Below are 24,361 nucleotides of genomic sequence, written 5' to 3'. Positions count from 1 at the left end.
ATCCCCGAGGCGTGCCCCTCCCGAGCGTCCGCGCGCGCCTCCTCGCCGCTGCAGCAGCCCTGTGCGCGCTGGTCGCCGGGCTCCCGGCGACCGACGCCGACGCAGCGGCCCGGTCGTCCCAGCTGCGGATCGGCACCTACAACGTCATCTCGCGGGCCCCGCTCGACACGTTCGAGGCGGCGGTGAGCCGGGTCAAGCCGCAGGTCGACCTCCTGGGCCTCCAGGAGATCGGGATGAACGAGAAGAACTGGTGGCTGCTCGGCGACCCGGCCTGGGGCTACTACCGGCCGCCGGCCCTCCAGCAGAACCCGGTGATCTGGAACCGCGGCCGGCTCGAGCTGGTCTCGGCCGAGGGCGTGCAGCTGTCCGAGGCAGGCTCGGTCGAGCCCCTCGACGGGCCGTACGACGAGACCAAGCTGCCCAACTGGGCCACCGTGGTCCGGCTGCGGGACCTGGCCACGGGCGAGCTCGTCACGGCGATCAACGTCCACCTGGTCGCCTACGCGATCAGCGCCGGCCGGTTCATCCCGGAGCGCCCGCGGACCGCGCGGCTCTACCGCAGCCAGCTGCGCGCCCTCGTCGGCGTCGTGGCCGCCGAGCGCCGGATCGCCGACGACGTCTACGTCCTCGGCGACTTCAACGCCGGCTACGAGGAGGACCTCCGCACGCGCCGCGGCGCCCTGCCCGTCCGCCAGCTCGGCGCGATCGGCTTCCGCTCGATGTGGGAGCACAGCCGCCTGCTCCCCCGCTCCTACGGCACCCACGACAACGGCGCGCTGATCGACCAGGTCTGGCACCCGACGCAGCCCGTCGCCACCCGGATCCTGCGCGGGGTCCGGGGCTCGGACCACCGACCCGTGGTCGCGACGTACGCCGCCGGCTAGCTAGGCGATCCGCTCCCGGGGTACGGCGAGCCGCGGGACGCCGCCGAGTCCGGGGCGGTAGCGCACGTGGTCGGCGTACTGCTCGAGCGTGCGGTAGAGCGTCTGGTGGGCGACCCACGGGAGCGGCTCGGCGCCGTCGTACCAGCTGTCTCCGAAGGAGATCCAGACCGGCGTCCACGTGGCAGCGACGTCCCACGCGCCGCGCCGGGACATCAGCATCCGGCGGCGCTCCTGGAAGGCGCGGCGCGGGCCGTCGGTGCAGATCGGGGCGGTCGCGATCGGCCACAGGCGCAGGTCGAGCGTCATCAGGTGCACTTCGAGCTCGTGCAGCAGCGCCGGGTCGACCAGCACGGTGGCGACGTTCTCGTGGGGCGCGCGCTCCATGGGGGCACGCTTCCCCGACCCACCCGTCGGCGTCAACACCCCGCTTGGTGACCGTGGACCCGGGGGCACGGACTGCGCCGACTCGCCCTCCCAGGCGGCGGATCTGGGGCACGATGTGGGCCGCAGCAGTCGGACGGCGGTCGGTGGGAGGGTGGCGTGCTGGATGTCGGCATCGCGCCCGCGACCGGGCGCGGACAGCGGGCGGCGGCCCTGGCCGTCGGCGCGGCCGTCTGCGCGCTCGGCCTCGCCTCCGTGGTGCTGGCGGTGGTCAACTTCGGGGCGCCGGGCCCGGAGTTCGAGGTCCACCGGGAGTTCTACGCCACCGACCTGCTGATCGCGCTGGTCTACGCGGCGTTCGGGGCGTTCGTCGTGGTGCGCAGCGGGCACGTCATCGGGTGGGCGCTGGAGCTGGTGGGGCTGGGGTTCTGCCTGACGGCGTTCGGGATCCAGTTCGCCGTGCTGGGCGTCGAGCACGCGGTGCCGGCGTACGACTGGGGCAGCCAGCTCGTCGTCGCCGGCTGGGTGACCGGCGTGCTGGCGAGCATCCTGCTCGTGCCCTGCCTCGTCGGGCCGGAGCCACCGGTGGGCGGGCGGCGCGTGCTGGCGGTGCTGGCCGCCGCGGTCGCGGTGTCGGCCGGGCTGGTGCGCTACCTGACGAAGGTCTCCGCGGTGGCGGAGTGGTACGACGCCTGGGCCATCCCCGGCTACGTCCTGCTCGGGCTCGGCGCGGTCGCGGGCCTCGCGGCGCGGGTCCGCCGCAGCGAGGGCGGCGACCGCCGGGCGCTGCGGTGGGTGCTGGTCAGCGTCCTGACCACGACCGTCGCCTACTTCGGGTTCGAGCTCGGACTGAGCCTCGGCCAGCCCATGCTCACCGTCGGCGCGGCGGCGCTGACCGCGGCGCTGGTGATGCTGCCGGTCGCCGTCTTCGTCGTCGTGCGCCGGCCGACGTGGAACCTCGACCTCGCCGTCTCCCGGGCGACGGTCGGCGCACTGCTGACGCTCTTCGTGATCGCGGCGTACGTCGTGCTCGTGTGGCTGGGCGCCCGGCTGCTGCCGGTCGGCCGCGAGGACGTGGGCCTGATCGCCGTCGCCCTGCTCGCGCTGGCCGCGATGCCGGTGCGCGCCTGGGTGCAGCGGCGCGTCGAGCGGCTGGTCTTCGGGTCCGCCGCCGACGCAGGTGAGCTGCTCGACCGCCTCGGCGCCGACGCCGGGTCGGTCGACGACCGCAACGTCCTCGACGACCTGGCCGGGAGCCTGCGGCGCAGCCTGCGGCTCGCCGCGGTCGTGGTCGAGTCCGCCGACGGCCGGGTCTCGGTGACGGCGGGCGCCCCGGCCGACGAGCTGGTCGCGGTCCCCCTGCACAGCCGGAGCCTCCCCGTCGGGACGCTGTGGCTCGGCCCGCCGGCCGGCGAGCGGCTCGACCTGCGCACCCTCCAGCTGGTCCGGCAGATCTCCGGGCTCGTCGCGAGCTCGCTCGACCTCGCGCTCGTCAACGCCGACCTCGAGGGCGCGCGCAGCCGGCTGCTCGACGTACGCCAGGAGGAGCGGCGACTGCTGCGCCGCGAGCTCCACGACAGCCTCGGGCCGTCGCTGGCGGGCATCTCGCTCGCGCTGGCGGGCATGGGCCGGACGGCGACGCTGGCTCCGCAGGACACCGAGCTGCTCGCGCACCTCCAGGAGGAGCTGGCGCACCGCGCGCAGGACGTCCGGCTGATGTCGCGGTCGCTGCTGCCGCCCGCGCTCGAGGAGGGGCGGCTCGGCGAGGCCCTCGAGGCGCTGGCCCGGCGGTTCGGCAGCGCCGGCCTGAGCATCCGGGTCGAGGCCGACGACCCGGACCTCGTCGACAGCCGGCGCCAGGTCACGATCTACCACGTGGCCGCGGAGGCGGTCCTCAACGCGCACCGGCACGCGGACGCGACGGCCTGCGTCGTACGCCTCGAACGGATCCCCGACGACGGACTGCGGCTGACCGTCGCCGACGACGGCCGCGGGCTCGACGGGTCGGATGGCGCCGGCATCGGGCTGCGCTCGATGCGCGAGCGTGCCGTCGAGCTGGGCGGCACCCTGACGGTGGTGTCCGTCGACGGCGGGACGACCGTCGAGATGGTGCTCCCGGGTTCGACGCGGTCCACTCCGTCGATGTCGACGCCACCGTCTTCCAGGTTCCGGTAGGAATGGGTCATGGCAGTGGTGGGGTCTGACGGACCGGGCGGCGATCCCGCCCTCCTCGGACGCCTGTTCGGGGCCATCCCCGACGGCCTGTGGCTCTTCGACGACGACGGCGTCACGACCTGGGCGAACGACGCGATGGCCCGCATCCTCGGACGCGACCCCAGCGAGATGCCCGGCCTCCGGGTCGTCGACACGATGGACGAGCAGGGCCAGAAGGACTTCGCGCGCCACCTCGCCGCGATGGTCGCCTCGGGCGCGGGGGCTGAGAACGTCGACTCCCACTTCCTGCGGCCGGACGGCACGACCGCCTGGGGCCTGATCAGCTATGCCCCGGTCCACGACGACGACGGCACCCGGATCGGCTGGCTGCACCGGGTCACGCCGTACACCGAGCGCAAGGAGCTCCTCGACGCGCTCCTCGAGAGCGAGCAGCAGCTCGCGGCCGCCCAGCGCATCGCCCACGTCGGCAGCTGGGAGTGGGACCTCGCGAGCGGTCGGGTGCAGTGGTCGGACGAGATGTGCCGGATCTTCGACGTGCCCCTCGGCACCAGCCCGGACTTCGACGGCTACCTGCGGCTGGTCCACCCCGACGACCGCGACCTCGCGGAGACGGCGATCCGGGGCGCCACCGAGGTCGGCGCCGAGAGCTACGAGTTCGACCACCGGGTGCTGCGGCAGGACGGTGAGGTGCGCTGGGTGCGCGGGCGCGGCATCGCCGAGCGCTCCCCCGAGGGTGACGTCACCGGGATGAGCGGCACCGCCCAGGACATCACCGACCTCCACAACGCGGACGAGCAGGCGGCGGAGGCGACCCGCCGGCTCTTCCTGCTCCAGCAGATGGCGATGGCCGCCAACCGCGCGGGGAGCCTGCGTGACGCGCTGCTGATGATGGGGGCCGGCGTCCCCGAGTACACCACCTGGGCGGCCGTCTGCGCCTTCGTGCACGACCTGCCGGACGACGCCCCGGAGCTGCTCGACCTGCGGGGCGTCGACGTCCTTGTCGAGCCGGACCGCGAGCTGGCGGAGTCCGCGCGGACCTCGCGCGCGGTCGCGGTCGGCGTACCGTCCGCCCTGGCCGAGACCCACCGGCTGGTCGCGCTGCCGATCCTCGTCGACGACGAGGTCGTCTGCGTCGTGGAGCTGATCGCCGACGAGATCCCGCCCGACGACAACTCCCACCAGCTGATGGCGCAGATCGCCCACCAGCTCGGCGTGGTCGCTGAGCGCGAGCGCAACGCCGCCCGGCTCGCCGAGGCGCGCGACGAGGCGATGGAGGCGTCGCGGCTGAAGTCGGAGTTCCTGGCCACGATGTCCCACGAGATCCGCACCCCGATGAACGGCGTCATCGGCCTCACCGACCTGCTGCTGCGCACCGACCTCGACGACCACCAGCGACGCCTGACCGCCAACCTCCAGAACGCCGGGATGACGCTGCTCGGGATCATCAACGACATCCTCGACCTCTCCAAGATCGAGGCGGGCAAGCTCGAGCTCGAGGTCGCCGACTTCGACGTGCGCGCCGCCTTCGACCAGGTGGCCTCGGTGCTGAGCGGCCCCGCCCACGAGAAGGGGCTCGAGCTCGTGGTGGCCTGCCATCCCGACGTCCCCCGGCTGCTGCGCGGCGACCCGGTGCGCTTCGGCCAGGTCGTCAGCAACCTCGGCAGCAACGCGGTGAAGTTCACCGACGCCGGCGAGGTCGTCGTCGAGGCGCGCATCGAGCGGCAGACGCCCCGCGACGTCGTGCTCCGCGTCGACGTGACCGACACCGGCGTCGGCATCGAACCCGCGGCGCGGGAGCGGCTCTTCGAGGCGTTCACCCAGGCGGACCCGTCGACGACGCGGCGCCACGGCGGCACCGGCCTCGGCCTCGCGATCTCCCGGCAGCTGGTCGACGCCCTCGGCGGAGAGCTGTGGGTCACCAGCGAGGCCGGCATCGGCAGCACGTTCTCCTTCACCGCGCGGCTCGGCCGCGTGTCCGGGGCGGGCAACCCCGACTTCGACGTACCCGTCCAGCTGCGCGACCGCCGGATCCTCGTCGTCGACGACAACGAGACCAACCGCATGATCCTCGAGGACCAGCTCGCGGCGTGGCACATGCGCGCGTTCGCGGTGCCGTCGGCCGAGGAGGCGATGCGGGTGCTGCACGAGGCCGCGCAGATCGAGGACCCCTTCGAGGTCGTGGTGCTCGACCTGCGGATGCCCGGCACCGACGGGCTCGAGCTCGCGCGGATGGTGCGCGCCGACCCCGGGATACCGGTCGCCGAGCTGGTGCTGCTGAGCTCCGACGACGTCCCGCGGCAGCAGGTCGCCGACGCGGGGATCCGGACCAGCCTGAGCAAGCCGGTGCGGCACGTCGAGCTCCACGACGTACTGCTCAGCGTGCTGGCGCCGCGGCCGTACGACGCGGCCAAGGCCGGCGCCACGCCCGGTGCCGACCTCGGCCTGCGGGTGCTCGTGGTCGAGGACAACCCCGTCAACCAGATGGTCGCGACCGGCCTCCTCGAGAACCTCGGCTGCATCGTCGACGTCGCCGACGACGGGAAGGCGGCCGCGGAGCGGCTGGCCGGGGAGCACGAGTACGCCGTGGTACTCATGGATTGCCGGATGCCGACGATGGACGGGTTCGACGCGACGCGCCTGATCCGCTCCCAGGAGCCGCCGGACCGCCGGGTCCCGATCATCGCGATGACCGCGTCGGCGCTCGAGGGCGAGCGGGAGCGCTGCCTGGCCGCCGGGATGGACGACTACCTGACCAAGCCCGTCGACGCCGGCGGGGTCGAGCGCGCGCTGCGCACGTGGGGCGGCCTGCCGCCGGCGCCGCCCGTCCCGGTCGTCCCGCCCGCCGTGCCCGACCTGACGTCGGTGGAGGCCGAGGCGCTGATCGGCGTGCTCGACCCGGAGCGGAGGCGCGTGCTGGAGGGGCTCGTCAAGGACGGCACGTCGTTCTTCGAGCGCACGGCCGCGTCCTTCATGGGTCGGGTGGGCGAGCAGCTGCTGACGATCCGGGCGGCCGTCGAGCGCGACAGCCCGAACGCGCTGCTCAACTCCGCCCACCAGCTCAAAGGCAGCGCGCTCAACCTCGGGCTGCCGCGGGTGGCCGCGGTCGCCGAGCGGCTCGAGTCGCTCGGCGCGGGTGACAGCACCGAGGGCGCCGACGAGATGCTCGACGAGCTCGCCGCCGAGGTCGACGTCGCCGTATCGGCGCTCCAGCAGGCCACCGCCCACGGTGACTGACAGCCACTCTGGAAGACTCCCCGCCGTGCTCGCCCTCCCCCGGTTCACCGAGGTGGGCCGCCGGCGACCCCTCGACCTGGTCGTGCCGGGGTCGTCGCTCGACGAGGTGGCCGCGCCGTACGCCGCCGTGGCCGGCCCGGGCTCGCTCGAGCTGGCGTCCGGCGCCGACCGCCTCGTCGCGAGGTACGACGACGGCGCGGTGTGGCTCGAGGTCACCACCGGCACGCGCACGACCGAGCACCGCTCCCGACGCCTCGCCCGGCCGGACGGAGCGGTGCACGAGGTCGCGCTGGCGCTCACCGGCACCCACGTCACCGCGCTCACGCGCGCGGACGACACGTGGACCGCCCGCGCCCGGGTCGACCTGCGGCAGCGCATCGACACCCGCGACGAGGCGTGGCTGGCCGGCCTGGCGAGTGACGCCCCGCGCGCCGGCCGGTTCGGGCAGCTCGGCCTGCGCGACATCCGCGCGGTGAGCAACGCCGACGGCTCGCCGTACCGGCTCGGCGACCGGTTCGTGCTGTCCGCCACCAGCGCGGGACCCGGGTTCTTCGACACCGCCCACACGTCGGTGTGGGCGCTGGACCCCGGGACGCTCGAGCTCGCGCACCTGTCGGACCTGTTCTTCCGCCGCCCGGACGCGCCCGGTGCGTACGGCGACCACGCGACCCACGTGCTGCGCGACGGCGAACGCTGGCTGGTGGCCACGAGCACCTGGGGCGACTTCGACCGACGCCGGCCGGGAGCGAGCGTCGGCGTGACGCTCGCGGAGACCGCGGCCGACCTGCTGGACGGGTCGCACCTGCTCGACACGCGACCGCTCGACCTGCCGACCGAGGGGCTGCGGTCGGTCGGGGTCTGGGACCCCCACCTGGTGCGGGACGGCGACCAGTGGCTGGTGGGGTTCGTGACCGCGCCGGCGTTCTTCACGTTCCACCCGGCCCTCGCCACGGGGCCCTCGCTGGACGCCCTCTCGCTGCGTGCGTCCGCGACCGGCCGGACCGCCACCGAGGGCACGACGCTGCTCCGGGTCGGCGACGAGTGGCAGGTCCTCGCCAGCGACGGCAGGGAGGGCCCGCGGCGGCTGCGGGAGCGCTACCCCGTCTTCGACCTGGACCTGCGCGAGGCCGGCACCCTGGCCGCGCCGTACCCCACCAACATCCCGTGGCCGACGCTGCTGCCGGTCGACGACTCGTGGCTGCTGGTCGCCTTCGATGGCACCCGCCACGGCGGCCGGATCGCCGGGTACGGGACCCACGGCGACGTGGTTTTCATGCGGCCGGAGTCCGGTACTACCGTGTGACTTGAAGCACGCGCCACCCCTGCGTGCTCCTCCGCACCGCCACACCACCCCGTGGCCGTCACACGAGAGAGCAGGACCATCCATGTCCGACGTCTTCGAGCTGGGATCCGAGCACGAGCAGGTCGTCTTCGCCAACGACCCCGCCACCGGCCTGACCGCCATCATCGCCATCCACTCGACCGCCCTGGGCCCCGCGCTCGGCGGCACCCGGTTCCACCCCTACGCCTCGACCGCAGACGCCCTGCGCGACGTCCTCAACCTGTCGCGCGGCATGTCGTACAAGGCCGCGCTCGCCGGCCTCGACCTCGGCGGCGGCAAGGCGGTCATCATCGGTGACCCCGCCACGACGAAGAACGAGGCGCTCCTGCGCGCCTACGGCCGGCACGTGCAGTCGCTCGGCGGCCGCTACTACACCGCCTGCGACGTCGGGACGTACTCCGAGGACATGGACCAGGTCGCGCGCGAGTGCTCCTTCGTCACCGGTCGCACCGTCGCCCACGGCGGCGCGGGCGACAGCTCCGTGCTCACGGCGTACGGCGTCTTCCAGGGCATGCGCGCGGCCGCGCAGGTCGCCTGGGGCAGCCCGTCGCTGGCCGGCCGCACCGTCGGCGTCGCCGGCGTCGGCAAGGTCGGTCGCCACCTGGTCCGCCACCTCGTCGACGACGGCGCCTCGGTCGTGGTGACCGACGTGTTCGCGCCCGCGGTGGAGCGGGTGCGCTCGGAGTACCCGACCGTGCGCGTCGTCGGCTCGGAGGCCGAGCTGGTCGCCTCGGAGCTCGACGTCTACGCGCCGTGTGCGATGGGCGACGCCATCACCGACGCCGTCGTCGACGTGCTGTCGGCGAAGATCGTCTGCGGCGCCGCCAACAACCAGCTCGCCCACCCGGGCATCGAGAAGGCGCTCGAGGAGCGCGGCATCCTCTACGCGCCCGACTACTGCGTCAACGCCGGCGGCCTGATCCAGGTCGCCGACGAGCTCGAGGGGTTCTCGTTCGACCGCGCGAAGCAGCGCGCCACGGGCATCTTCGACACGACGTTGCGGGTCTTCGAGCTCGCCGCGTCCGACGGCGTACCGCCGGCCATCGCCGCCGACCGGCTCGCCGAGCGGCGGATGCGTGAGGTCGGTCGGCTGCGCGGGGTGTGGCTGCCGCGCTGAGGCGGACGGCCGCGGGATCCCCGGTCCGCCGGGGATCCCGTCGCTTCACGGGCGATGCAACGCCCGCGGTGCGCCGTTCGGTCACCGACGACGCGGAACGACGGCGCGCCCACTCACCGGCCGAGCGGCCGGTGCCGAGTCGGGGTGGGACTCAGTCCCTGCGCGAGTCGGAGTAGTCCGACCACTTGTCGAGCTCATCCGGCTCGAGCTGGTCGGTGTCGTCGCTCTTGCTCTGCCCGTGCAGCTCGTTGGCCAGCGCCCCGAAGTCCGTCTCGTGAGTGCGGTACTTCAGGTCGCGTGCGACCTTCGTCTGCTTGGCTTTCGCTCGGCCGCGCCCCATAGGGTCAGCCCCCTCGCACACTCGGCCGGGGCGCTCAGGCTCCCGGACTGATTCTCAGAGTTCTCGTGGTGCCAACGCTACCTGCTGTGTGGCTGTTCCCGCACATCGGTTCGACCGTGAGTCGCGTCAATCCGCCGGAACTCACCCGAAATTCACCAGCCGGGGTGCTGTCCGACCATCCGGACGGTGCCTCCGCGCTCCGCGTCGACGGCCACTTCGCCCGCCGCCCAGGCCCGGACGCCGTGCTCCCCGAGCACCGCGATCGCCGTGTCGGCGTCGTCGGGGTTGGTGAGCGCGATCATGCCGACGCCGCAGTTCAGGGTCATCTCGAGGTCGGGCTGGGGAACGTCGCCGACGCGGCGGACCAGGTCGAAGACCGGGGCCGGGGTCCACGTCGAGCGGTCGACGGTCGCGGTCAGCTCGACCGGGAGGACCCGCTCGAGGTTCGCGGCCAGGCCGCCGCCGGTCACGTGGGACATCGCGTGGGTGCGGGTGCGGTCGGCGAGCGCCAGGCACGCCCGGGCGTAGATCCGGGTCGGCTCGAGGAGCTCCTCGCCGAGGGTGCGGCCGAGCTCGTCGACCTGCCGGTCGAGGGACCAGCCGGCGGTGGCGAGCAGCACGTGGCGCACCAGGGAGTAGCCGTTCGAGTGCAGCCCGGAGGACTCCATCGCGATCACGACGTCCCCGGGGCGGACCCGGCCGGGGCCGAGCAGCCGGTCGGCCTCGACCACGCCCGTGGTCGAGCCCGCGACGTCGTACTCGTCGGGCTCGAGGAGTCCGGGGTGCTCCGCCGTCTCGCCGCCGAGGAGGGCGCAGCCGGCCTCCACGCAGGCCTCGGCGATGCCCTTGACGATCGCGGCGATGCGCTCGGGGACGACCCGGCCGGTGGCGATGTAGTCGGTCAGGAAGAGCGGCTCGGCGCCGCACACGACGAGGTCGTCGACCAGCATCCCGACCAGGTCGAAGCCGATCGTGTCGTGCTTGTCGAGCGCCTGGGCGATCGCGACCTTGGTGCCGACGCCGTCGGCGGACGTCGCGAGCAGCGGCCGCTCGTAGGACTTCAGCGCGGAGGCGTCGAAGAGGCCCGCGAAGCCACCGATGCCGCCGATCATCTCGGGGCGCCGGGCCTTGTCGATCCAGACCTTCATCAGCTCGACGGCCTTGTCTCCGGCCTCGATCGAGACCCCGGCGGCGGCGTACGCGTTCTCGGACACGGAACTCCTACGGGTTGTTCAGGACGGGGAGCGCCTTGCCGTACGTCGGCGCCTTGATCGAGGACTCCAGGAGGTGCTTGCCGAGCAGGCTCTCGTCGGGCAGCGCGATCGGGTACTCGCCGGTGAAGCAGGCCCGGCAGAGCCGGTCCTCCGGCTGCCCGGTCGCCTCGATCATGCCCTCGAGGGAGATGTAGCCGAGGCTGTCGGCGCCGACGCTCGCGGCGATCTCGTCGACGTCGAGGCCGTTCGCGATCAGCTCCGCGCGGGTGGCGAAGTCGATGCCGTAGAAGCACGGCCACTTCACCGGCGGGCTGGAGATGCGGACGTGCACCTCCAGGGCGCCGGCCTCGCGCAGCATCCGCACCTGGGCGCGTTGGGTGTTGCCGCGGACGATCGAGTCGTCGACGACCACGATGCGCTTGCCGCGGATCATGTGCTCGAGCGCGTTGAGCTTCAGCCGGATGCCGAGCTGGCGCAGGGTCTGGCTGGGCTGGATGAACGTGCGGCCGACGTAGGCGTTCTTGACGAAGCCCTGACCGAAGGGGATGCCGGACTCCTGGGCGTAGCCCGAGGCCGCGGGCGTGCCGGACTCGGGCACGGGCATCACCAGGTCGGCGTCGACCGGGAACTCGCGGGCGAGGCGGCGGCCCATCTCGACCCGCGCCTCGTGGACGTTGCGGCCGCTGATCGTCGCGTCGGGGCGGGCCAGGTAGACGTACTCGAACACGCAGCCCTTGGGGGCCGGCTCGGCGAAGCGGTGCGACCGCAGGCCGTTCTCGTCGATGACGATCATCTCGCCCGGCTCGACCTCGCGGACGACGCTGGCGCCGATGGTCGCGAGGGCGGCGTCCTCGCTGGCGACCACCCAGCCGCGCTCGAGGCGACCGAGCACGAGCGGGCGGATGCCCTGCGGGTCGCGCGCGGCGTACAGGGTGTCCTCGTTCATCCAGACGAAGCAGAACGCGCCCTGCAGCTTCGGGAGGACCTCCAGCGCCCGCTGCTCGAGCGAGGTGTCGGGGTGGTGGGCGAGCAGCGCGGTGACGAGCCCGGTGTCGTTGGTCGACTCCTCGACCGGCCGCGTGTGCAGCTCGAGCTCGTCGTCCGGGCCGGGCAGGTCCACGACCATCTGCTTGAGCTCGTGGGTGTTGATCAGGTTGCCGTTGTGGCCGAGCGCGATCGAGCCGTCGGCGGTCGGGCGGAACGTCGGCTGGGCGTTCTGCCAGGTGCTGGCGCCGGTCGTCGAGTAGCGGCTGTGGCCGATCGCGAGGTGGCCCTTGAGCGACTCGAGCGTGGTCTCGTCGAAGACCTGCGAGACCAGGCCCATGTCCTTGTAGACGAGGATCTGGCGGCCGTTGCTCACCGCGATTCCGGCCGACTCCTGGCCGCGGTGCTGGAGCGCGTACAGTCCGAAGTACGTCAGCTTGGCGACGTCCTCACCGGGCGCCCAGACGCCGAACACGCCACAGGCGTCCTGGGGCCCCTGCTCGTGGGGGTCCAGAGCCGCCGTCAGCCTGCCGTCGCCGCCCTTGCGGGGGCTTGATTGGAAGGGCACGAGGCCGAGTCTAGGGCGGGGCGCCCGTCAAGCCCCATTCCGGGCACTTTCTCACATGCCCGACGAATCTCGCCGCGCGCCTCTACCATTCTCCGGAACCCTAGTGACGGACGAGGAACGATGCCTCGGGACATCCCAGCAGAGCCTGACGAGCGGCGGCCCAGCCTGGCTGACGCCGCGTCGAGGGATGCCCTGCAGCTGATCGCCGAGGGCGTGACGGAGCTCGCCGGGTTCGGGATCGCCGCGATCAGCGTCGTCCGCGAGAACGGCATGCTCGAGTCGGTGGCGATCGCCGGCAACGAGGAGGCGCGGGCCGAGCTCGAGGGCACCCGGACGCCCGTGGACCGGATGCTCGAAGAGCTCACCAAGGCCGATGACTGGGGCCTGCTGCGGTTCGTGCCGCACGAGCGCCTGGACTTCTCCGACGGCGACACCTGGGGCTGGGTGCCCGACATCGACCCGATCGACGACGCACCCGACGCCTGGCACCCGCTCGACCTGCTGATCGCACCGCTGTACGACGACGAGGGCGTGCTCCGCGGCAGCCTCGCGATGGACCTGCCGGTGACCGGGCGGCGCCCGACCGAGGCGCAGCGCGCCGTACTCAACCGGTACGCCGAGCAGGCGGGCCGCGCGGTCGTGGTCGCGCTCGAGCGCGAGGCGCTCGCCCACCAGGTGCGGATGGCCCAGGCCGCCCGCCGGATCGTGCGGCGGGCCACCGCCCAGCTCAGCCTGGGCCGGATCCTCGAGGACAGCCGCGAGGCGATGGTCGAGGGCTTCCGCTCGGCCGGGATGTGGATCCAGACCTTCAGCGGGCGCGGCGACAGCGTGGGCACGGTCTACTCGGCCACCGGCGGCGAGATCGAGCTGGGCGCCGACCTGAAGGCCATCGCGGAGGCCGCCGCCCACGCGGCCTGGCGCCTCCAGCAGGTGGTGGTCGTCGAGCCCGGGCGCCCGTTCGCGCCCCCGATCACCGAGGAGCAGGGCCAGCGGATCCTGTCCTTCCTCCAGGAGATCGGGATCGGGTCGCTGCTCTTCGTGCCGCTCGGCGCCGGACCCGAGTGCGTCGGCAACCTCGTGCTCACCCGCCTCCCCGGCGCGCCCGACTGGGCCGAGTCTGAGGCCACGACGGCGCTCGACATCGGGCACGACCTGGGCCGCGCGATCCTCAACGCGCGCACCTTCGAGCGCGAGCACCGTCTGGTCGAGGAGCTCCAGGCGCTCGACACCTACAAGGGCCAGCTGATCGCGACCGTCGCCCACGAGCTCAAGAACCCGCTGTCCTCGGTGCTGGGCCACCTGGAGATGCTCGAGTCCACCCCGGAGCTCCCGCTGGCGTCGGCGGGGTCCCTGGCGGCGATGGAGCGGGGCGCCCAGCGGATGGTCAAGGTCATCGACGACCTGCTGCTGCTCTCCAAGGTCGGCGACCCCGACAACCCCGTGATCGCACGCCCGGTCGACCTGCGCAAGGTCGTCGACGACGTGCTGGACCTGGTCGACCTGGCGGCCCGGCAGAAGCGCATCGACATCACGATCGAGCTGCCCAGCGAAGCCGTCATCGCCCTCGGTGACGCCGACGAGCTCGACCGCGTGTGCGCGAACCTGGCCAGCAACGCCGTCAAGTACACCCCCGAGGGCGGCACCGTGGTCCTGCGCCTGGAGCACGTCGGCCCGGAGGTCGTGCTGACCTGCGCCGACCAGGGCATCGGCATCTCGGCCGACGACCTCGAGCGCCTCGGCACCGAGTTCTTCCGCTCCTCCAACCCGCTCGCCGTCGCCCAGCCCGGCACCGGACTCGGGCTCGCCATCGTGCGCCGGATCGTCGAGCGCCACGCCGGCCGGCTCGAGATCGAGTCGGAGCTGGGGAAGGGCAGCACCTTCACGGTGCACCTCCCGGCCGCCTGAGCCATGGTCGGGCCATGAGCGACGCCGGCACCGATCAGCAGGTGCGCGGCACCCGCTGGTCCGACGACCAGTCGCGGGAGGCGCTGCAGTCGATCGTCGAGGCGATCGGCGAGATCGCCGGGTTCGACGCGGTCGCGGTGAGCGCGGTCCGCGACGACGGCCACCTCCAGACGCTGTGCGTGGTCGGCCCGGAGGAGGCCCGCGCACAGGTCCTCGACAGCATCTTCCCGGTGCAGGTGCTGCTCGACACGCTGGAGGGAGCCGATGACTGGGGCCGGCTCAAGTACGTGCGGCACGACCGCAACCCGGTCGACGTCGCCGGGTGGGCGTGGACCTCGGACGGACCGCGCGACGTACCCGACGGGGCCTGGCACCCCGAGGACCTCCTGCTCGCGCCGCTGTACGGCGACGACGGGAAGCTGGTCGCGATGCTCTCCTTCGACCTGCCCCGGGACGGCAAGGTCCCGGACTCGTCGAAGCGCTCGCTGCTCGAGCTCGCCGCCCGGCAGGCGTGCGGCGCCGTGCTCGCGACGCTCGAGCGGGAGCGGATGGCCGAGCAGGTGCGGCTCGCCGCGGCCGCCGCCGGCATCGTGCGCCGCGCCTCGGCGTCGATGTCGGCCGAGCGCGCCCTGGCCGAGTCCGCCGCCGCCATCGTGGACGGGTTCCGGGCGCAGGCGGTCTGGAAGCAGCTGGTCGGCGAGCAGCCGAACGCCGTCCACGACGAGGATCCGACCGCGCCACCGCCCGAGATCGTCGAGGGGTTCGAGCGCTCCGCCCGGGCGCTGTGGGAGCACCAGGAGGTCGCGGTGTTCGCGCCCCACCGCCCGCGGCCGCCCGCCGTCGGCGAGGACGACCACGCGGCGATGATGGCGTTCCTGGAGGAGACCCGGGCCGAGTCGCTGGTGGTGGCCCCGCTCGGCTCCGGGCAGGAGTGCCTGGGCTGGATCGCCCTGACCCGTGGCACCGGCGGCGCCGAGTGGACCGAGGCCGAGGCTGCGATGGCGCTCGACATCGGTCGCGACCTCGGGCGGGCGGTCGCGGGCGCCCGGATGTTCGAGCGCGAGCACCAGCTCGTCCGGGAGCTCCGGGAGGTCGCCGACTACAAGAGCCACCTGATCGCGACCGTCTCGCACGAGCTGCGCACGCCGCTGACGAGCATCGTCGGCTACCTCGAGCTGCTGGAGGGCGACCCGGGCCTCTCCGGCCTGTCGCACACCGCAGTCGCGGCGATCAAGCGCGGCAGCAGCCGGCTCTCCCGCGTCGTGGAGGAGCTGCTCGTCCTGCACCGCACCGCCGGCACCACCGGCCTCGACGAGGCCCAGCCGGTCGAGCTCGCCCCGCTCGTGGCCGACATCGTCGAGCTCAACCGGGGGCCGGCCGAGGCCCGGGGCATCACGATCTCGGCGACGCTCGCCGACGGCGGCGCCGTGGTGACCGGCGCCGCCCACGAGCTGGAGCACGTGGTCGCCAACCTCGTCGGCAACGGCGTGAAGTACTCGCGCGACCACGGCCACCTCGACGTACGCCTCGAGCGCGTCGGCGGCAACGTCGTACTCTCGTGCGCCGACGACGGGATCGGCATGTCCGAGGCCGACCAGGAGCACGTCTTCGAGGAGTTCTACCGCTCGACGAACCCCGACGCGGCGGAGCAGTCCGGGACCGGGCTCGGGCTGGCGATCGTGCTCCGGGTCGTCGAGCGGCACGGGGGCCGGGTGGAGCTGGAGTCCGAGCTCGGCGTGGGCAGCACCTTCCGGGTGCTGCTGCCGGTCAGCGTGCCAGGTTCCTGAGCAGCAGCGCCTCGGCCAGCACGACCCGCTCGAACTCCGCGAGGTGCAGGCCCTCGTTCGCGCCGTGCGCGCGGGTGTCCGGGTCCTCGACGCCGGTCACGAGGACGCTCGCCTCGGGGAAGGCCTCGAGGAACTCCGCGATGAACGGGATCGAGCCGCCGACACCCATGTCGACCGGCGCGGTGCCGTCCCAGGCCTCCGCGAACGCCGCGCGCGCCGCGTCGTACGCCGGGCCGTCGGCCGGCAGCGCGATCGGCTCGCCGGTGTCGACCACGGTGGTGCTCAGCGAGGCGCCCCACGGGACGTTCGCGCGCAGGTGCTCCTCGAGCCGGGCCACGGCGTTGTCGGCGGTGTCGCCGGGCGCGATCCGGATCGTGACGCGGGCCCGGGCGACCGGGCTGAGCGTGTTGGAGGCGCCGGCGACCTTCGGCGCGTCGAAGCCGGTGACGGTGATCGCCGGCTGGGTCCAGAGCCGCTCGACGGCGGAGCCGGTGCCGACCCACGACAGGCCGTCGATCGCGCCGGACTCGGCGCGCAGCCGGGCCTCGGGGTACTCCACCTCGGCGGCCGGGCCGCTCGCGAGGCCGGCGACGGCGGGCGCGCCGTCCTCGGTCCAGAGCGTGTCCAGGAGCCGGATCAGGCCCATGATCGCGTCGGGTGCCAGGCCGCCCCACATGCCGGAGTGGACGGCGTGGGTGAGCGTGCGGAGCTCGACGTCGACGCGGATCAGGCCGCGCAGGCTGGTCGTCAGCGCCGGCACGCCGATGTCCCAGTTGCCGGAGTCCGCGATCACGATGACGTCGGCCTTGAGGCGGTCCTGGTACTGCTCGAGCAGCTGCGGCAGGGTCGCGCTCGCGACCTCCTCCTCGCCCTCGATGAAGAGCCGTACCGTGACCGGCAGGTCGTCGCCGAGCGCCCGAAGCGCCCCGACGTGGGCCATGATCCCGGCCTTGTCGTCGGCCGCGCCGCGGCCGTAGAGGCGGCCGTCGCGCTCGGTCGGCTCCCACGGCGGGGAGTCCCAGTCGGCGTGGTCGTTCTCGGGCTGCACGTCGTGGTGGGCGTAGAGCAGCACGGTCGGCGCGCCCTCCGGACCCTTCTTCTCACCGACGACCGCCGGCGGGGCGCCGTCGAAGGCCCGCACGATCTCCACGTCGACGCCCTCGGCAGCGAAGAGTTCGGCCGTCCGCTGCGCACTCTTCTCGACCTCGCCGAGCCGCTCCGGGTCCGCGCTGACCGACTGGATCCGCACCAGGTCCTCGAGGTCCTTGCGGACGCTCGGGAGTACGGACTGGACCCGGCCGCGGAGATCGTCGCTCATGGGGGTGACCCTAGATCGTCGGGATACTCCCCGACGCTCTCGGGGTCTCCGGGGCGCTCTGACCCCGAGACGTCGGGGACTACCCCAGTGGGAGGTACGGCGAGAGGTCGGCCCGCTGCCCGCTGGCCCGGACGCGGGCGGTGTCCTCGGCGTCGTGCCAGGCGAGGTCGCCGGTGGCGAGGTCGATCCAGGTGGGAGCGTCCATCTCGACGACGGCCGGGGGTGTGCCGCGGGTGTGCCGGACGCCCGGGATGACCTGCACGGCGGCGTACGGCGGGACGCGCACCTCGACCGAGTGCCCGGGCGCGCGCTGCTCGAGCACGGCGAGGAAGTGCTTGGTCAGAAGCCGCAGGTCGGCCCGGTCGGGCCCGGAGTCGGGCTCGGCGTCGCGCACCCGCTCGAGCGCGCCGGCGACCTCGGCCGGGTCGGCGGGGCGGAGCCGGGCGGGCATCAGTCGTCCTTCGTTCGTACGTCGGGGTGGGGCTGGAGCACCGAGAACCACAGGTACGTGCGCCGCTCGTCGGTGCGGCCGCGGTTGCGCTCGGACCAGCTCGCGACCACCTGGTCGAGCTCCTGGGCGAGCTGCACCGCCTCGTCGCGGGTCAGCCGGACCGCGACCTCGTTGATGGTCCGGAAGTTGTCGTCGCCGCGACCCTCGTTGCTGTACGCCGCGTCGACGACGGCGTGGCCCCAGCTGGCGGCGTTCTGCCGGAAGACCGCGGAGGCGGCCTTGCCGCCCGGCTCCTTCTCGAGCTCGTCGAGCCGCACCGTCAGGCCCTGCTCGGACGTGGGCCGCCACACCCGGTCCCGCTTGTCGCGCGCGGCGTCGGGATCCTCCTCCACGAGGCCGTACTTGGCGAGCTGGCGGAGGTGGAAGCTCGCCTGGTTGGCCGGGATGTCCAGCTCGCGGGCGAGGTCGGCGGCTCGCATCGACCCGCCGGCGGTGAGCTCGGCCAGGATCCGGTTGCGCACCGGGTGCGCGATCGCACGCAGGATCTTCGGGTCGTGGACCTGCTGACCACGGGACTCGAACGCCATGCGACCCAGCCTAGCCGAATTACGCACGCACTATTGCGCAACTAACATTGCGCAATATATGTTGCGGGTATGACGAGCTACCGCAGCCTCACCCGGAACCACGACTTCACCGTGCTCTGGATCGGCCAGACGATCAGCGAGCTCGGCAGCCGGGTGAGCATGTTCGTCTTCCCGTTGATCACCTACGCGATGACGGGCTCGGCGCTGCTGGCCGCGCTCGCCGAGGCGCTGCACCTCCTCGGCCTGGCCGGGACGCTCCTCCCCGCGGGCGTGCTGGCCGACCGCCTCGACCGGCGCCGCATCATGCGGATCGCCAGCGGCTCGGGCGTGCTGCTCTACGCATCGCTCGCCGTGGCCGGCGCCGCCGGCGCGCTCACCGTGCCCCATCTGCTGGTCGTGGCACTGCTGACCGGGGCGGGCGCCGGCCTCTTCGCGCCGGCCGAGATCTCGGCGGTCCGGACCGTCGTGCCGACCGAGGACCTGCCGACCGCGCTGAGCCAGAACCAGGCTCGGCTGCACGTCGCCGGCCTGCTCGGCGCACCCGTCGGCGGCCTCCTGTACGCCGTGACGCGCTGGCTGCCCTTCGCGGCGGACGCCGTCAGCTTCGCCGTCTCCTGGGTGCTGCTGGGTCGGCTCCGCGCCGACCTGTCGGCGCCCCGCGTCGAGGGTCCGCGGCGGCGGCCGCGTCACGAGCTCGCCGAGGGCATCCGCTTCATCGTGTCCCGCCCGTTCTTCCGGGTCCTGACCGTGTGGGGCGCGCTGACCAACCTGGCGATCAACGCGCTCTTCTTCGTGGCGGTGCTGCGGTTGATCGAGGGCGGCTTCGACCCGCTGCACATCGGCCTCGTCGAGACGGCGGCCGGGGTCGCCGGGATCGTCGGCGCCGTCCTTGCGCCGTGGATCATCGACCGGATCGCCACCGGCTGGCTGACGATCGCGATCGCCTGGAGCTTCCTGCCGCTCGTCGTACCGATGGTCCTCTGGAACGACCCGGCCGTCGTCGCGGCCGCGCTCTCCCTGGGCCTGCTGCTCAACCCGGCCGGCAACGCCGGCATCGGCTCCTACCGGATCGCGATCACGCCCCCCGCGCTCCTCGGCCGGGTGCAGTCGACCTCGCAGTTCGTCTCGATGTCGGCGATGCCGCTCGCACCGGTGCTGGCGGGCGCCCTGCTCACCACCCTCGGCGGCGGCGCGGCGATCGCCGTGCTCGGCGCGCTCACGGCGCTGGTCGCCCTGATCCCCACGCTGTCGACCAGCGTCCGCTCGGTCCCCCGCCCGGCGGCGTGGGAGCGCTACGAGTCCGCGGCGGCGAGCGAGCCGCGCGCGGACGCGAAGGCCGGCACCATCGGCACCCCGAGCAGCAGCGCCGCTTAGGCGTAGAGCACCGGGATCGAGTGACCCACCCCTCAGGGTGAGTGGAAGCCTGCCGATCGTCAGGGCATGACGCCTCCCGCCGAGCAGCGTGCGGGACGCTCCTGGGTGCCTCGCGGCGCCCGTCTCTCGGAGGAACAGTTCCGCGCGCGTCACGATGCCCTGAGCCTGGTGCTCCTGCTCCACCTGCCCCTGCTGGGCGCCATCACGCTGTGGTGGCACCCCGAGGGCGGGCTCACCGGCCCCGGTGGCTGCGACTGCTCCTGGGTGCCGCCGGTCGGCATGGCGGCGATCGTCGCCCTGCTGCTCGTCGGCCGGGTCGCGACCTCGCAGGTCACCCGTGCGGCCGCGGTCAGCACCGGCCTGGTGCTGACGTCCTGCCTGCTCGTCCACATCTCGGGCGGCATGACCGACCTGCACCTGCACTTCTTCGTGACGGTCGCGCTGGTGGCGCTCTACCAGTCGTGGGTGCCCTTCCTCATCGCGATCGCGATGGTGGCCGTGCACCACGTCGGCATGGGGCTGGCCGCGCCGGAGATGGTGTTCTCCGACGGCCGTGCCCAGGACAACCCGATCGCCTTCGCGCTGCTGCACGCCGTGCTGCTGCTCGGCGAGTGTGCAGCCCTCGCGTGGTCGTGGAAGTACACCGAGGCCGCGGACGACGCCCGGCGCGCCGAGCACGCGCGCGCCGAGGAGACCGCGGCCGAGCAGCTGCACGCACAGGAGGCCCTTGCGGCCGAGCAGGCCAAGGTGGCCGAGCTCGCCCAGGCCGAGCTCGCGGCGCGTGCCGAGCGCACGCAGCAGCTCGAGACCCGGCTGGCCGGGCTCAACGCCGCCGGAGACACGCTGCGCGACGGCGTCACCCGCTCGGAGACCGTCATGGGCGACCTCGTCTCCGCTGCCGCCGAGATCGATGCCGCCGCCACGGGGGCGGCGGCCTCGGTCACGACGGCCACCTCGCGGATCGACGAGTCGAGCGCCGTGATGCGTCGCCTCGAGGCGTCCGCCAACCAGATCGCCACCATCGCGCAGACGATCACGGGCATCGCCGAGCAGACCAACCTGCTGGCGCTCAACGCCACGATCGAGGCGGCGCGCGCCGGCGAGGCCGGTCGCGGGTTCGCCGTGGTCGCGGGCGAGGTCAAGGAGCTCGCCACCGAGACCGCGCGGGCCACCGAGCTGATCGAGGGCGTCGTCGCCGAGGTCCGCGCCGGCACCCAGGACGTGCTCGTCAACGCCGGCCAGATCGAGTCGGTCTTCGCCGAGGTCAGCTCCGCCCAGTCCACGATCTCTGCGGCCGCCAGCGCGCAGCTCCTCGCCGCCGACTCCGCCCGGGTCGCGATCCGCGGCGTGGTGGAGACGACCCAGCAGGTCACCGACGAGGTCGCTCAGCTAGCGTCGACCCGGGACTGACCGGCCGCGGCCGCCCGGCCGAACCGCTCCCCCGCCCGCGCGACGGCGGCGGCCAGCTCGGGCGGCCCCTCGACGGTGAACTCGCGGTCGAGGTGGGCCAGCACCATCAGCGGCCAGTCCAGCCTGTCGCTGGGCATGTGCATGACGCAGCCGGTGCCGTCCGGCTCGACCGTGGCCCAGCGGCCGATGTACGCCGCGACCGTGTCGGCATCGGCGTCCCACCGCACGCGTACGTCGTAGCGCTGCGGCGCCGTGCGGACCCCGGACTGCACGAACGTCGCGGCATCGGCGGCCGGGAGCTGCCGGGGGCGGAAGCGCTGCCCGGTGGTCGCCACGTCGGACATCCGGTCCAGGCGGAAGGACCGCCAGTCCTGGCGGTCGCGGTCGTAGCCGACGAGGTACCAGCGCCGGCCGAGGGAGACCAGCCGGTGCGGCTCGACCCGGCGCGTCCCGGGCTCGGCGCCGCGGGCCGCGTAGGTGAAGCCGACCGGCTCGTCGTCGCGGCACGCCTGGGCCAGCGCCGACAGCACGGTGGCGTCGACGGCCGGGCCGCCGCCCCACGGGACGGCCTCGGTCTGCGAGCGCAGCGCATCCATGCGCCGGCGCAGCCGCGGCGGCATCAGCGCGATCACCTTCGCCAGCGCCTGGACCGCTGTGTCCTCCAGACCGGCGACGGCCCCGGAGGCCACGGTGTGCAGGCCGACGGCGATCGCGACGGCCTCGTCGTCCTCGAGCAGCAGCGGCGGCAGTGCGGTCCCCGCGCGCAGCTGGTAGCCGCCCGACACCCCGCGGACCGCGTCGACGTCGTACCCGAGGTCACGCAGCCGGTCGATGTCGCGGCGCAGGGTGCGCGCGCTGACCTCGAGCCGGTCGGCCAGCTCGCCGCCCGGCCAGTAGCGGTGGGTCTGCAGCAGGGACAGCAGCCGCAGCATCCGGGCGCTCGTGCTCATGGGCCGAGCCTACGGCCGATTCAGGCCAGGACGTGTCCTCAATCCTTGCGGCGACGTCGGCGCGGGCCGCTGTTGATCACGGCCTCGCACAGCCGGCCGTCGCCGAGCGGTGCGACGAACAGCGCGGTCGAGACGAAGCCCGAGCGCTCCAGCGTGTAGGTGGCGCCGGACGGGGGCAGCCGCCGGGACGAGCGGAACAGCAGGCTGAACTGGTCCTCGTGGCCGGCGATCCCGTCGGCCAGGTTGCGCACCTTCAGCAGCGTCACCCGGTAGGTGCCGGTCGCGTCGACGAGCCGGAACTGCCGACCGCGGCGGCGCTTGAACCGGCCGCGCCGGTAGAGCCGCCCGCCGGTGCGCCCGGCGGCGAAGGCGTGCACGGGCCGGAGCAGCGGCTGCGCCACTCCGGCCAGGGCGGTCGAGCCCAGCAGGACTCGGCGGGTCAGGGACGGCACGCGTCCTCCTCGGGTCGGGGGCAATAGCATCGGTGGGTGTCCGGACCTCAGTGGCTCACGCACGATCTCTTCGCGCCGCACGTCGGCGACTCCTTCGCCGTCGCCGGCGGACCCGGCGGCGAGGACGTCGCCCTCGTGCTCACCGACACCTGGGAGAGCCAGGAGGCCGGTGGCCCCGGACCCGACGGGCAGAGCCGCCGGCAGTTCTCGCTGTTCTTCTCGGGCCCGGTCGAGGCGCTCCTCCCGCAGGGCACCTACGTGCTGCGGCACCCGGGGCTGGGTGAGCTCGACCTCTTCCTGGTGCCGCTGGGGCCGGGGGAGGACGGGATGCGCTACGAGGCGGCCTTCGCCTGATCCTGACGCGTTCATCGCGACCTCCACTCCATCCGCCGGTAGACCCCGACCTCCTCCGCGACCTCGAACCCGAGGCGGGCGTAGAGAGCGGCGGCGGGGTTGTGGACCTCGACGTGGATGCTGGCCGTGCGGCCCGACGCCGCCGCCTCGTCGAGCACCGCGCGCACCAGGCGGGTGCCGAGCCCGTGGCCGCGGCACGCCGGCGCCAGCGCGATGTCGACGATGCGGATGTCGGTCGGCCGGCGGTCGACGTACAGCCGTCCGGCCGGACGGCCGTCGACCTCGACCACGTCGAACGTGCCGTGCGGGTTGTGCTGGCGGTACTGGCGGTCCTGGAGGTCGTACTGCATGACCACGAAGGCCTCCCGCTGCCCCGGCGGCCAGGCGACCTGGTCGAGCTCGTCGGCGCGGACCGAGGCGTAGAGCGCCACCAGGAACTCCCGGTCGGCGTCGGTGGCGGGCCGGAGGTCGACGCGCTGCGTGGTCGTGCTCATCCGCGCGGCGGGAAGACGCCCTGCAGGGCGATGTTGAAGTAGCAGGTCAGGTAGGGCTGCAGGTTGTTGTGCGGCTGGTCGCCGCCCGCCGGGGCGAGCGCGTTCGGCGAGAGCTCGGCGTTCGAGCTGTCCTGGTAGAGCCGCCCACCCGTGGAGGTGGCGAACGCGGACTCGGTGCTCGGCACGTTGGTGTCGGCCGGGTCGACGGCGTCCACCCGCAGCTGGTGCGAGTGCGACGGGATCTCGCTCTCGAGCAGCGTGACGGTCTCGCTGCCGCTCGACTCACCGAGGTCGCGCGGGCTCAGACCCGGCCCCTGACCGGGGTGCATCGGCACGCGGCCCTGGAGGTCGGGCAGCGCGAAGTTGGACATCCCGTTGCCGCCGTACGTCGTGCCGAGCAGCGAGAACAGCGCGGTGTTCTGCGACAGGGGCAGCAGCTGGCCGTCGCACCACGCCCACCCCTTCGGGGCGAAGTTGAACGGGAAGATCCGGATCTCGGCGACGAACGGGTCGGCCATGTCTCTCCTCAGGTGGGCGACGGGAAGATCCCGTAGAGCGAGATGATGAAGTGGACGCAGAGGTAGGGCTGCATGTTGCTGTGGGGCTGGCTGCCGCCGACCGGGGTGACCGCCGCCGCGGCCATCGTCTGCGCCGGCGCGAGGTTGGCGTACGGCGTCACGCTGGTCGACTGCGCCGGCAGCGTCCCGGCCGGGCTGGCCGTCGTGCCGGAGCGGTCGCCGGCCACGAGCCAGGGGTGGCTGTGGGCGGGGATCTGGCTGACGGTCAGCGTCACCTCCTCGGCACCGCCGGTCTCGGCCAGGATGTAGCCGTTGCCCTGGTGGATCGGGATCCGCCCACGCAGGTCGGGCAGGGCGAAGGTCGACTGGCCGTCACCGCCGTACGTGGTGCCGATGAGGTTGAACAGGGTCTCGTTCTCGGAGATCGGGACGAGCTGTCCGTCGCAGAACGCCCAGCCCGCGGGCGCGAAGTTGCCCGCGAACATGCGGACCTCGCCGACATACGGTTGTGCCACGGTGCTC

The 24,361-nt window shown here is 73.5% G+C and carries 22 protein-coding genes; 10 read left to right on the top strand and 12 right to left on the bottom strand.

The genetic code is table 11. The features are described from left to right. Positions 1-11 precede the first annotated feature (11 nt). A complete protein-coding gene (locus ACFQQI_RS03010; RefSeq protein ID WP_378557734.1) occupies positions 12-884 on the top strand; it encodes an endonuclease/exonuclease/phosphatase family protein in 873 nt (290 codons plus the stop codon). Here ACFQQI_RS03010 and ACFQQI_RS03005 read toward each other — a convergent pair whose 3' ends face one another. Continuing rightward, positions 885-1,268, bottom strand: coding sequence for a hypothetical protein (locus ACFQQI_RS03005; protein ID WP_378557731.1), 384 nt, complete (start codon positions 1,266-1,268; stop codon positions 885-887). 156 nt (positions 1,269-1,424) lie between these two features. On the opposite strand from ACFQQI_RS03005, the gene ACFQQI_RS03000 reads away from it, so the two are divergent. From ACFQQI_RS03000 to ACFQQI_RS02985, 4 genes are all read left to right on the top strand, one after another. Continuing rightward, positions 1,425-3,440, top strand: a complete 2,016-nt coding sequence (locus ACFQQI_RS03000) for a sensor histidine kinase (RefSeq protein ID WP_378557728.1) — start codon at positions 1,425-1,427, stop codon at positions 3,438-3,440. A gap of 9 nt (positions 3,441-3,449) precedes the next feature. Then, the gene (locus ACFQQI_RS02995) at positions 3,450-6,674 is read left to right on the top strand and encodes a response regulator (protein ID WP_378557725.1); all 3,225 of its coding nucleotides are present in this window, start codon (positions 3,450-3,452) and stop codon (positions 6,672-6,674) included. A 25-nt stretch (positions 6,675-6,699) separates the two neighbouring features. Further along, positions 6,700-7,977, top strand: a complete 1,278-nt coding sequence (locus ACFQQI_RS02990) for a hypothetical protein (protein WP_378557722.1) — start codon at positions 6,700-6,702, stop codon at positions 7,975-7,977. Positions 7,978-8,059: 82 nt separating this feature from the next. After that, a complete protein-coding gene (locus ACFQQI_RS02985; protein WP_378557719.1) occupies positions 8,060-9,133 on the top strand; it encodes a Glu/Leu/Phe/Val dehydrogenase in 1,074 nt (357 codons plus the stop codon). Positions 9,134-9,284: 151 nt separating this feature from the next. On the opposite strand, the gene ACFQQI_RS02980 is transcribed toward ACFQQI_RS02985, so the two are convergent. From ACFQQI_RS02980 to purF, 3 genes are all read right to left on the bottom strand, one after another. Beyond that, on the bottom strand, positions 9,285-9,473 hold the full coding sequence (locus ACFQQI_RS02980) for a DUF3073 domain-containing protein (RefSeq protein ID WP_378557716.1): 189 nt from the start codon (positions 9,471-9,473) through the stop codon (positions 9,285-9,287). A 152-nt stretch (positions 9,474-9,625) separates the two neighbouring features. After that, positions 9,626-10,687, bottom strand: a complete 1,062-nt coding sequence (gene purM, locus ACFQQI_RS02975) for a phosphoribosylformylglycinamidine cyclo-ligase (RefSeq protein WP_378557713.1) — start codon at positions 10,685-10,687, stop codon at positions 9,626-9,628. Between the two features lie 7 nt (positions 10,688-10,694). After that, positions 10,695-12,239, bottom strand: a complete 1,545-nt coding sequence (gene purF / locus ACFQQI_RS02970) for an amidophosphoribosyltransferase (protein WP_378557710.1) — start codon at positions 12,237-12,239, stop codon at positions 10,695-10,697. Between the two features lie 120 nt (positions 12,240-12,359). Between purF and ACFQQI_RS02965 the strand changes: the two genes are divergently transcribed. Together ACFQQI_RS02965 and ACFQQI_RS02960 are read left to right on the top strand one after the other, a co-directional pair. Continuing rightward, entirely contained in the window at positions 12,360-14,144 is a 1,785-nt protein-coding gene (locus ACFQQI_RS02965) for an ATP-binding protein (protein WP_378557707.1), read from the top strand. A 14-nt stretch (positions 14,145-14,158) separates the two neighbouring features. Beyond that, on the top strand, positions 14,159-15,931 hold the full coding sequence (locus tag ACFQQI_RS02960; protein ID WP_378557704.1) for a sensor histidine kinase: 1,773 nt from the start codon (positions 14,159-14,161) through the stop codon (positions 15,929-15,931). Here the strand turns inward: ACFQQI_RS02960 and ACFQQI_RS02955 are convergent. From ACFQQI_RS02955 to ACFQQI_RS02945, 3 genes are all read right to left on the bottom strand, one after another. Next, positions 15,912-17,249 carry a dipeptidase gene (locus ACFQQI_RS02955; RefSeq protein ID WP_378557701.1) on the bottom strand — a complete coding sequence of 446 codons (1,338 nt, stop codon included), beginning with the start codon at positions 17,247-17,249 and terminating at the stop codon, positions 15,912-15,914. The two genes, ACFQQI_RS02960 and ACFQQI_RS02955, sit on opposite strands and share 20 nt — an antisense overlap. A gap of 79 nt (positions 17,250-17,328) precedes the next feature. Then, complete coding sequence (locus ACFQQI_RS02950) at positions 17,329-17,700, bottom strand: sterol carrier family protein (RefSeq protein WP_378557698.1); 372 nt, start codon at positions 17,698-17,700, stop codon at positions 17,329-17,331. Next, positions 17,700-18,287: a helix-turn-helix domain-containing protein gene (locus ACFQQI_RS02945; RefSeq protein WP_378557695.1), complete on the bottom strand. Its 588-nt coding sequence runs from the start codon at positions 18,285-18,287 to the stop codon at positions 17,700-17,702. The genes ACFQQI_RS02950 and ACFQQI_RS02945 overlap by 1 nt, the downstream gene beginning before the upstream one ends. 69 nt (positions 18,288-18,356) lie before the next feature. Between ACFQQI_RS02945 and ACFQQI_RS02940 the strand changes: the two genes are divergently transcribed. Then, complete coding sequence (locus ACFQQI_RS02940) at positions 18,357-19,661, top strand: MFS transporter (protein WP_378557692.1); 1,305 nt, start codon at positions 18,357-18,359, stop codon at positions 19,659-19,661. A gap of 66 nt (positions 19,662-19,727) precedes the next feature. Further along, on the top strand, positions 19,728-21,071 hold the full coding sequence (locus ACFQQI_RS02935; RefSeq protein ID WP_378557689.1) for a methyl-accepting chemotaxis protein: 1,344 nt from the start codon (positions 19,728-19,730) through the stop codon (positions 21,069-21,071). On the opposite strand, the gene ACFQQI_RS02930 is transcribed toward ACFQQI_RS02935, so the two are convergent. After that, complete coding sequence (locus tag ACFQQI_RS02930; protein ID WP_378557686.1) at positions 21,047-22,021, bottom strand: helix-turn-helix transcriptional regulator; 975 nt, start codon at positions 22,019-22,021, stop codon at positions 21,047-21,049. The genes ACFQQI_RS02935 and ACFQQI_RS02930 overlap by 25 nt on opposite strands. 38 nt (positions 22,022-22,059) lie before the next feature. After that, positions 22,060-22,473, bottom strand: a complete 414-nt coding sequence (locus ACFQQI_RS02925) for a DUF6916 family protein (protein ID WP_378557683.1) — start codon at positions 22,471-22,473, stop codon at positions 22,060-22,062. Between the two features lie 36 nt (positions 22,474-22,509). On the opposite strand from ACFQQI_RS02925, the gene ACFQQI_RS02920 reads away from it, so the two are divergent. Beyond that, on the top strand, positions 22,510-22,827 hold the full coding sequence (locus tag ACFQQI_RS02920) for a DUF6916 family protein (protein ID WP_378557680.1): 318 nt from the start codon (positions 22,510-22,512) through the stop codon (positions 22,825-22,827). 11 nt (positions 22,828-22,838) lie between these two features. Here the strand turns inward: ACFQQI_RS02920 and ACFQQI_RS02915 are convergent, their stop codons facing one another. The 3 genes from ACFQQI_RS02915 to ACFQQI_RS02905 are packed head-to-tail and all read right to left on the bottom strand — an operon-like array spanning position 22,839 to position 24,354. Next, positions 22,839-23,321, bottom strand: coding sequence for a GNAT family N-acetyltransferase (locus ACFQQI_RS02915; RefSeq protein WP_378557677.1), 483 nt, complete (start codon positions 23,319-23,321; stop codon positions 22,839-22,841). Beyond that, positions 23,318-23,839 (bottom strand): phage tail protein, encoded by a 522-nt coding sequence (locus tag ACFQQI_RS02910; protein ID WP_378557674.1) that lies wholly within the window; start codon positions 23,837-23,839, stop codon positions 23,318-23,320. The genes ACFQQI_RS02915 and ACFQQI_RS02910 overlap by 4 nt, the downstream gene beginning before the upstream one ends. Positions 23,840-23,847: 8 nt before the next feature. After that, complete coding sequence (locus ACFQQI_RS02905; protein ID WP_378557672.1) at positions 23,848-24,354, bottom strand: phage tail protein; 507 nt, start codon at positions 24,352-24,354, stop codon at positions 23,848-23,850. Positions 24,355-24,361 lie beyond the last annotated feature (7 nt).

Origin of the sequence: Nocardioides sp. GCM10030259, from assembly GCF_042666375.1 — a bacterium.
In the GTDB taxonomy this organism is placed as follows: Bacteria; Actinomycetota; Actinomycetes; order Propionibacteriales; family Nocardioidaceae; genus Nocardioides.
Note: the sequence above shows the minus strand (reverse complement) of the source record. Positions and strands in the feature narration are given on the sequence as shown.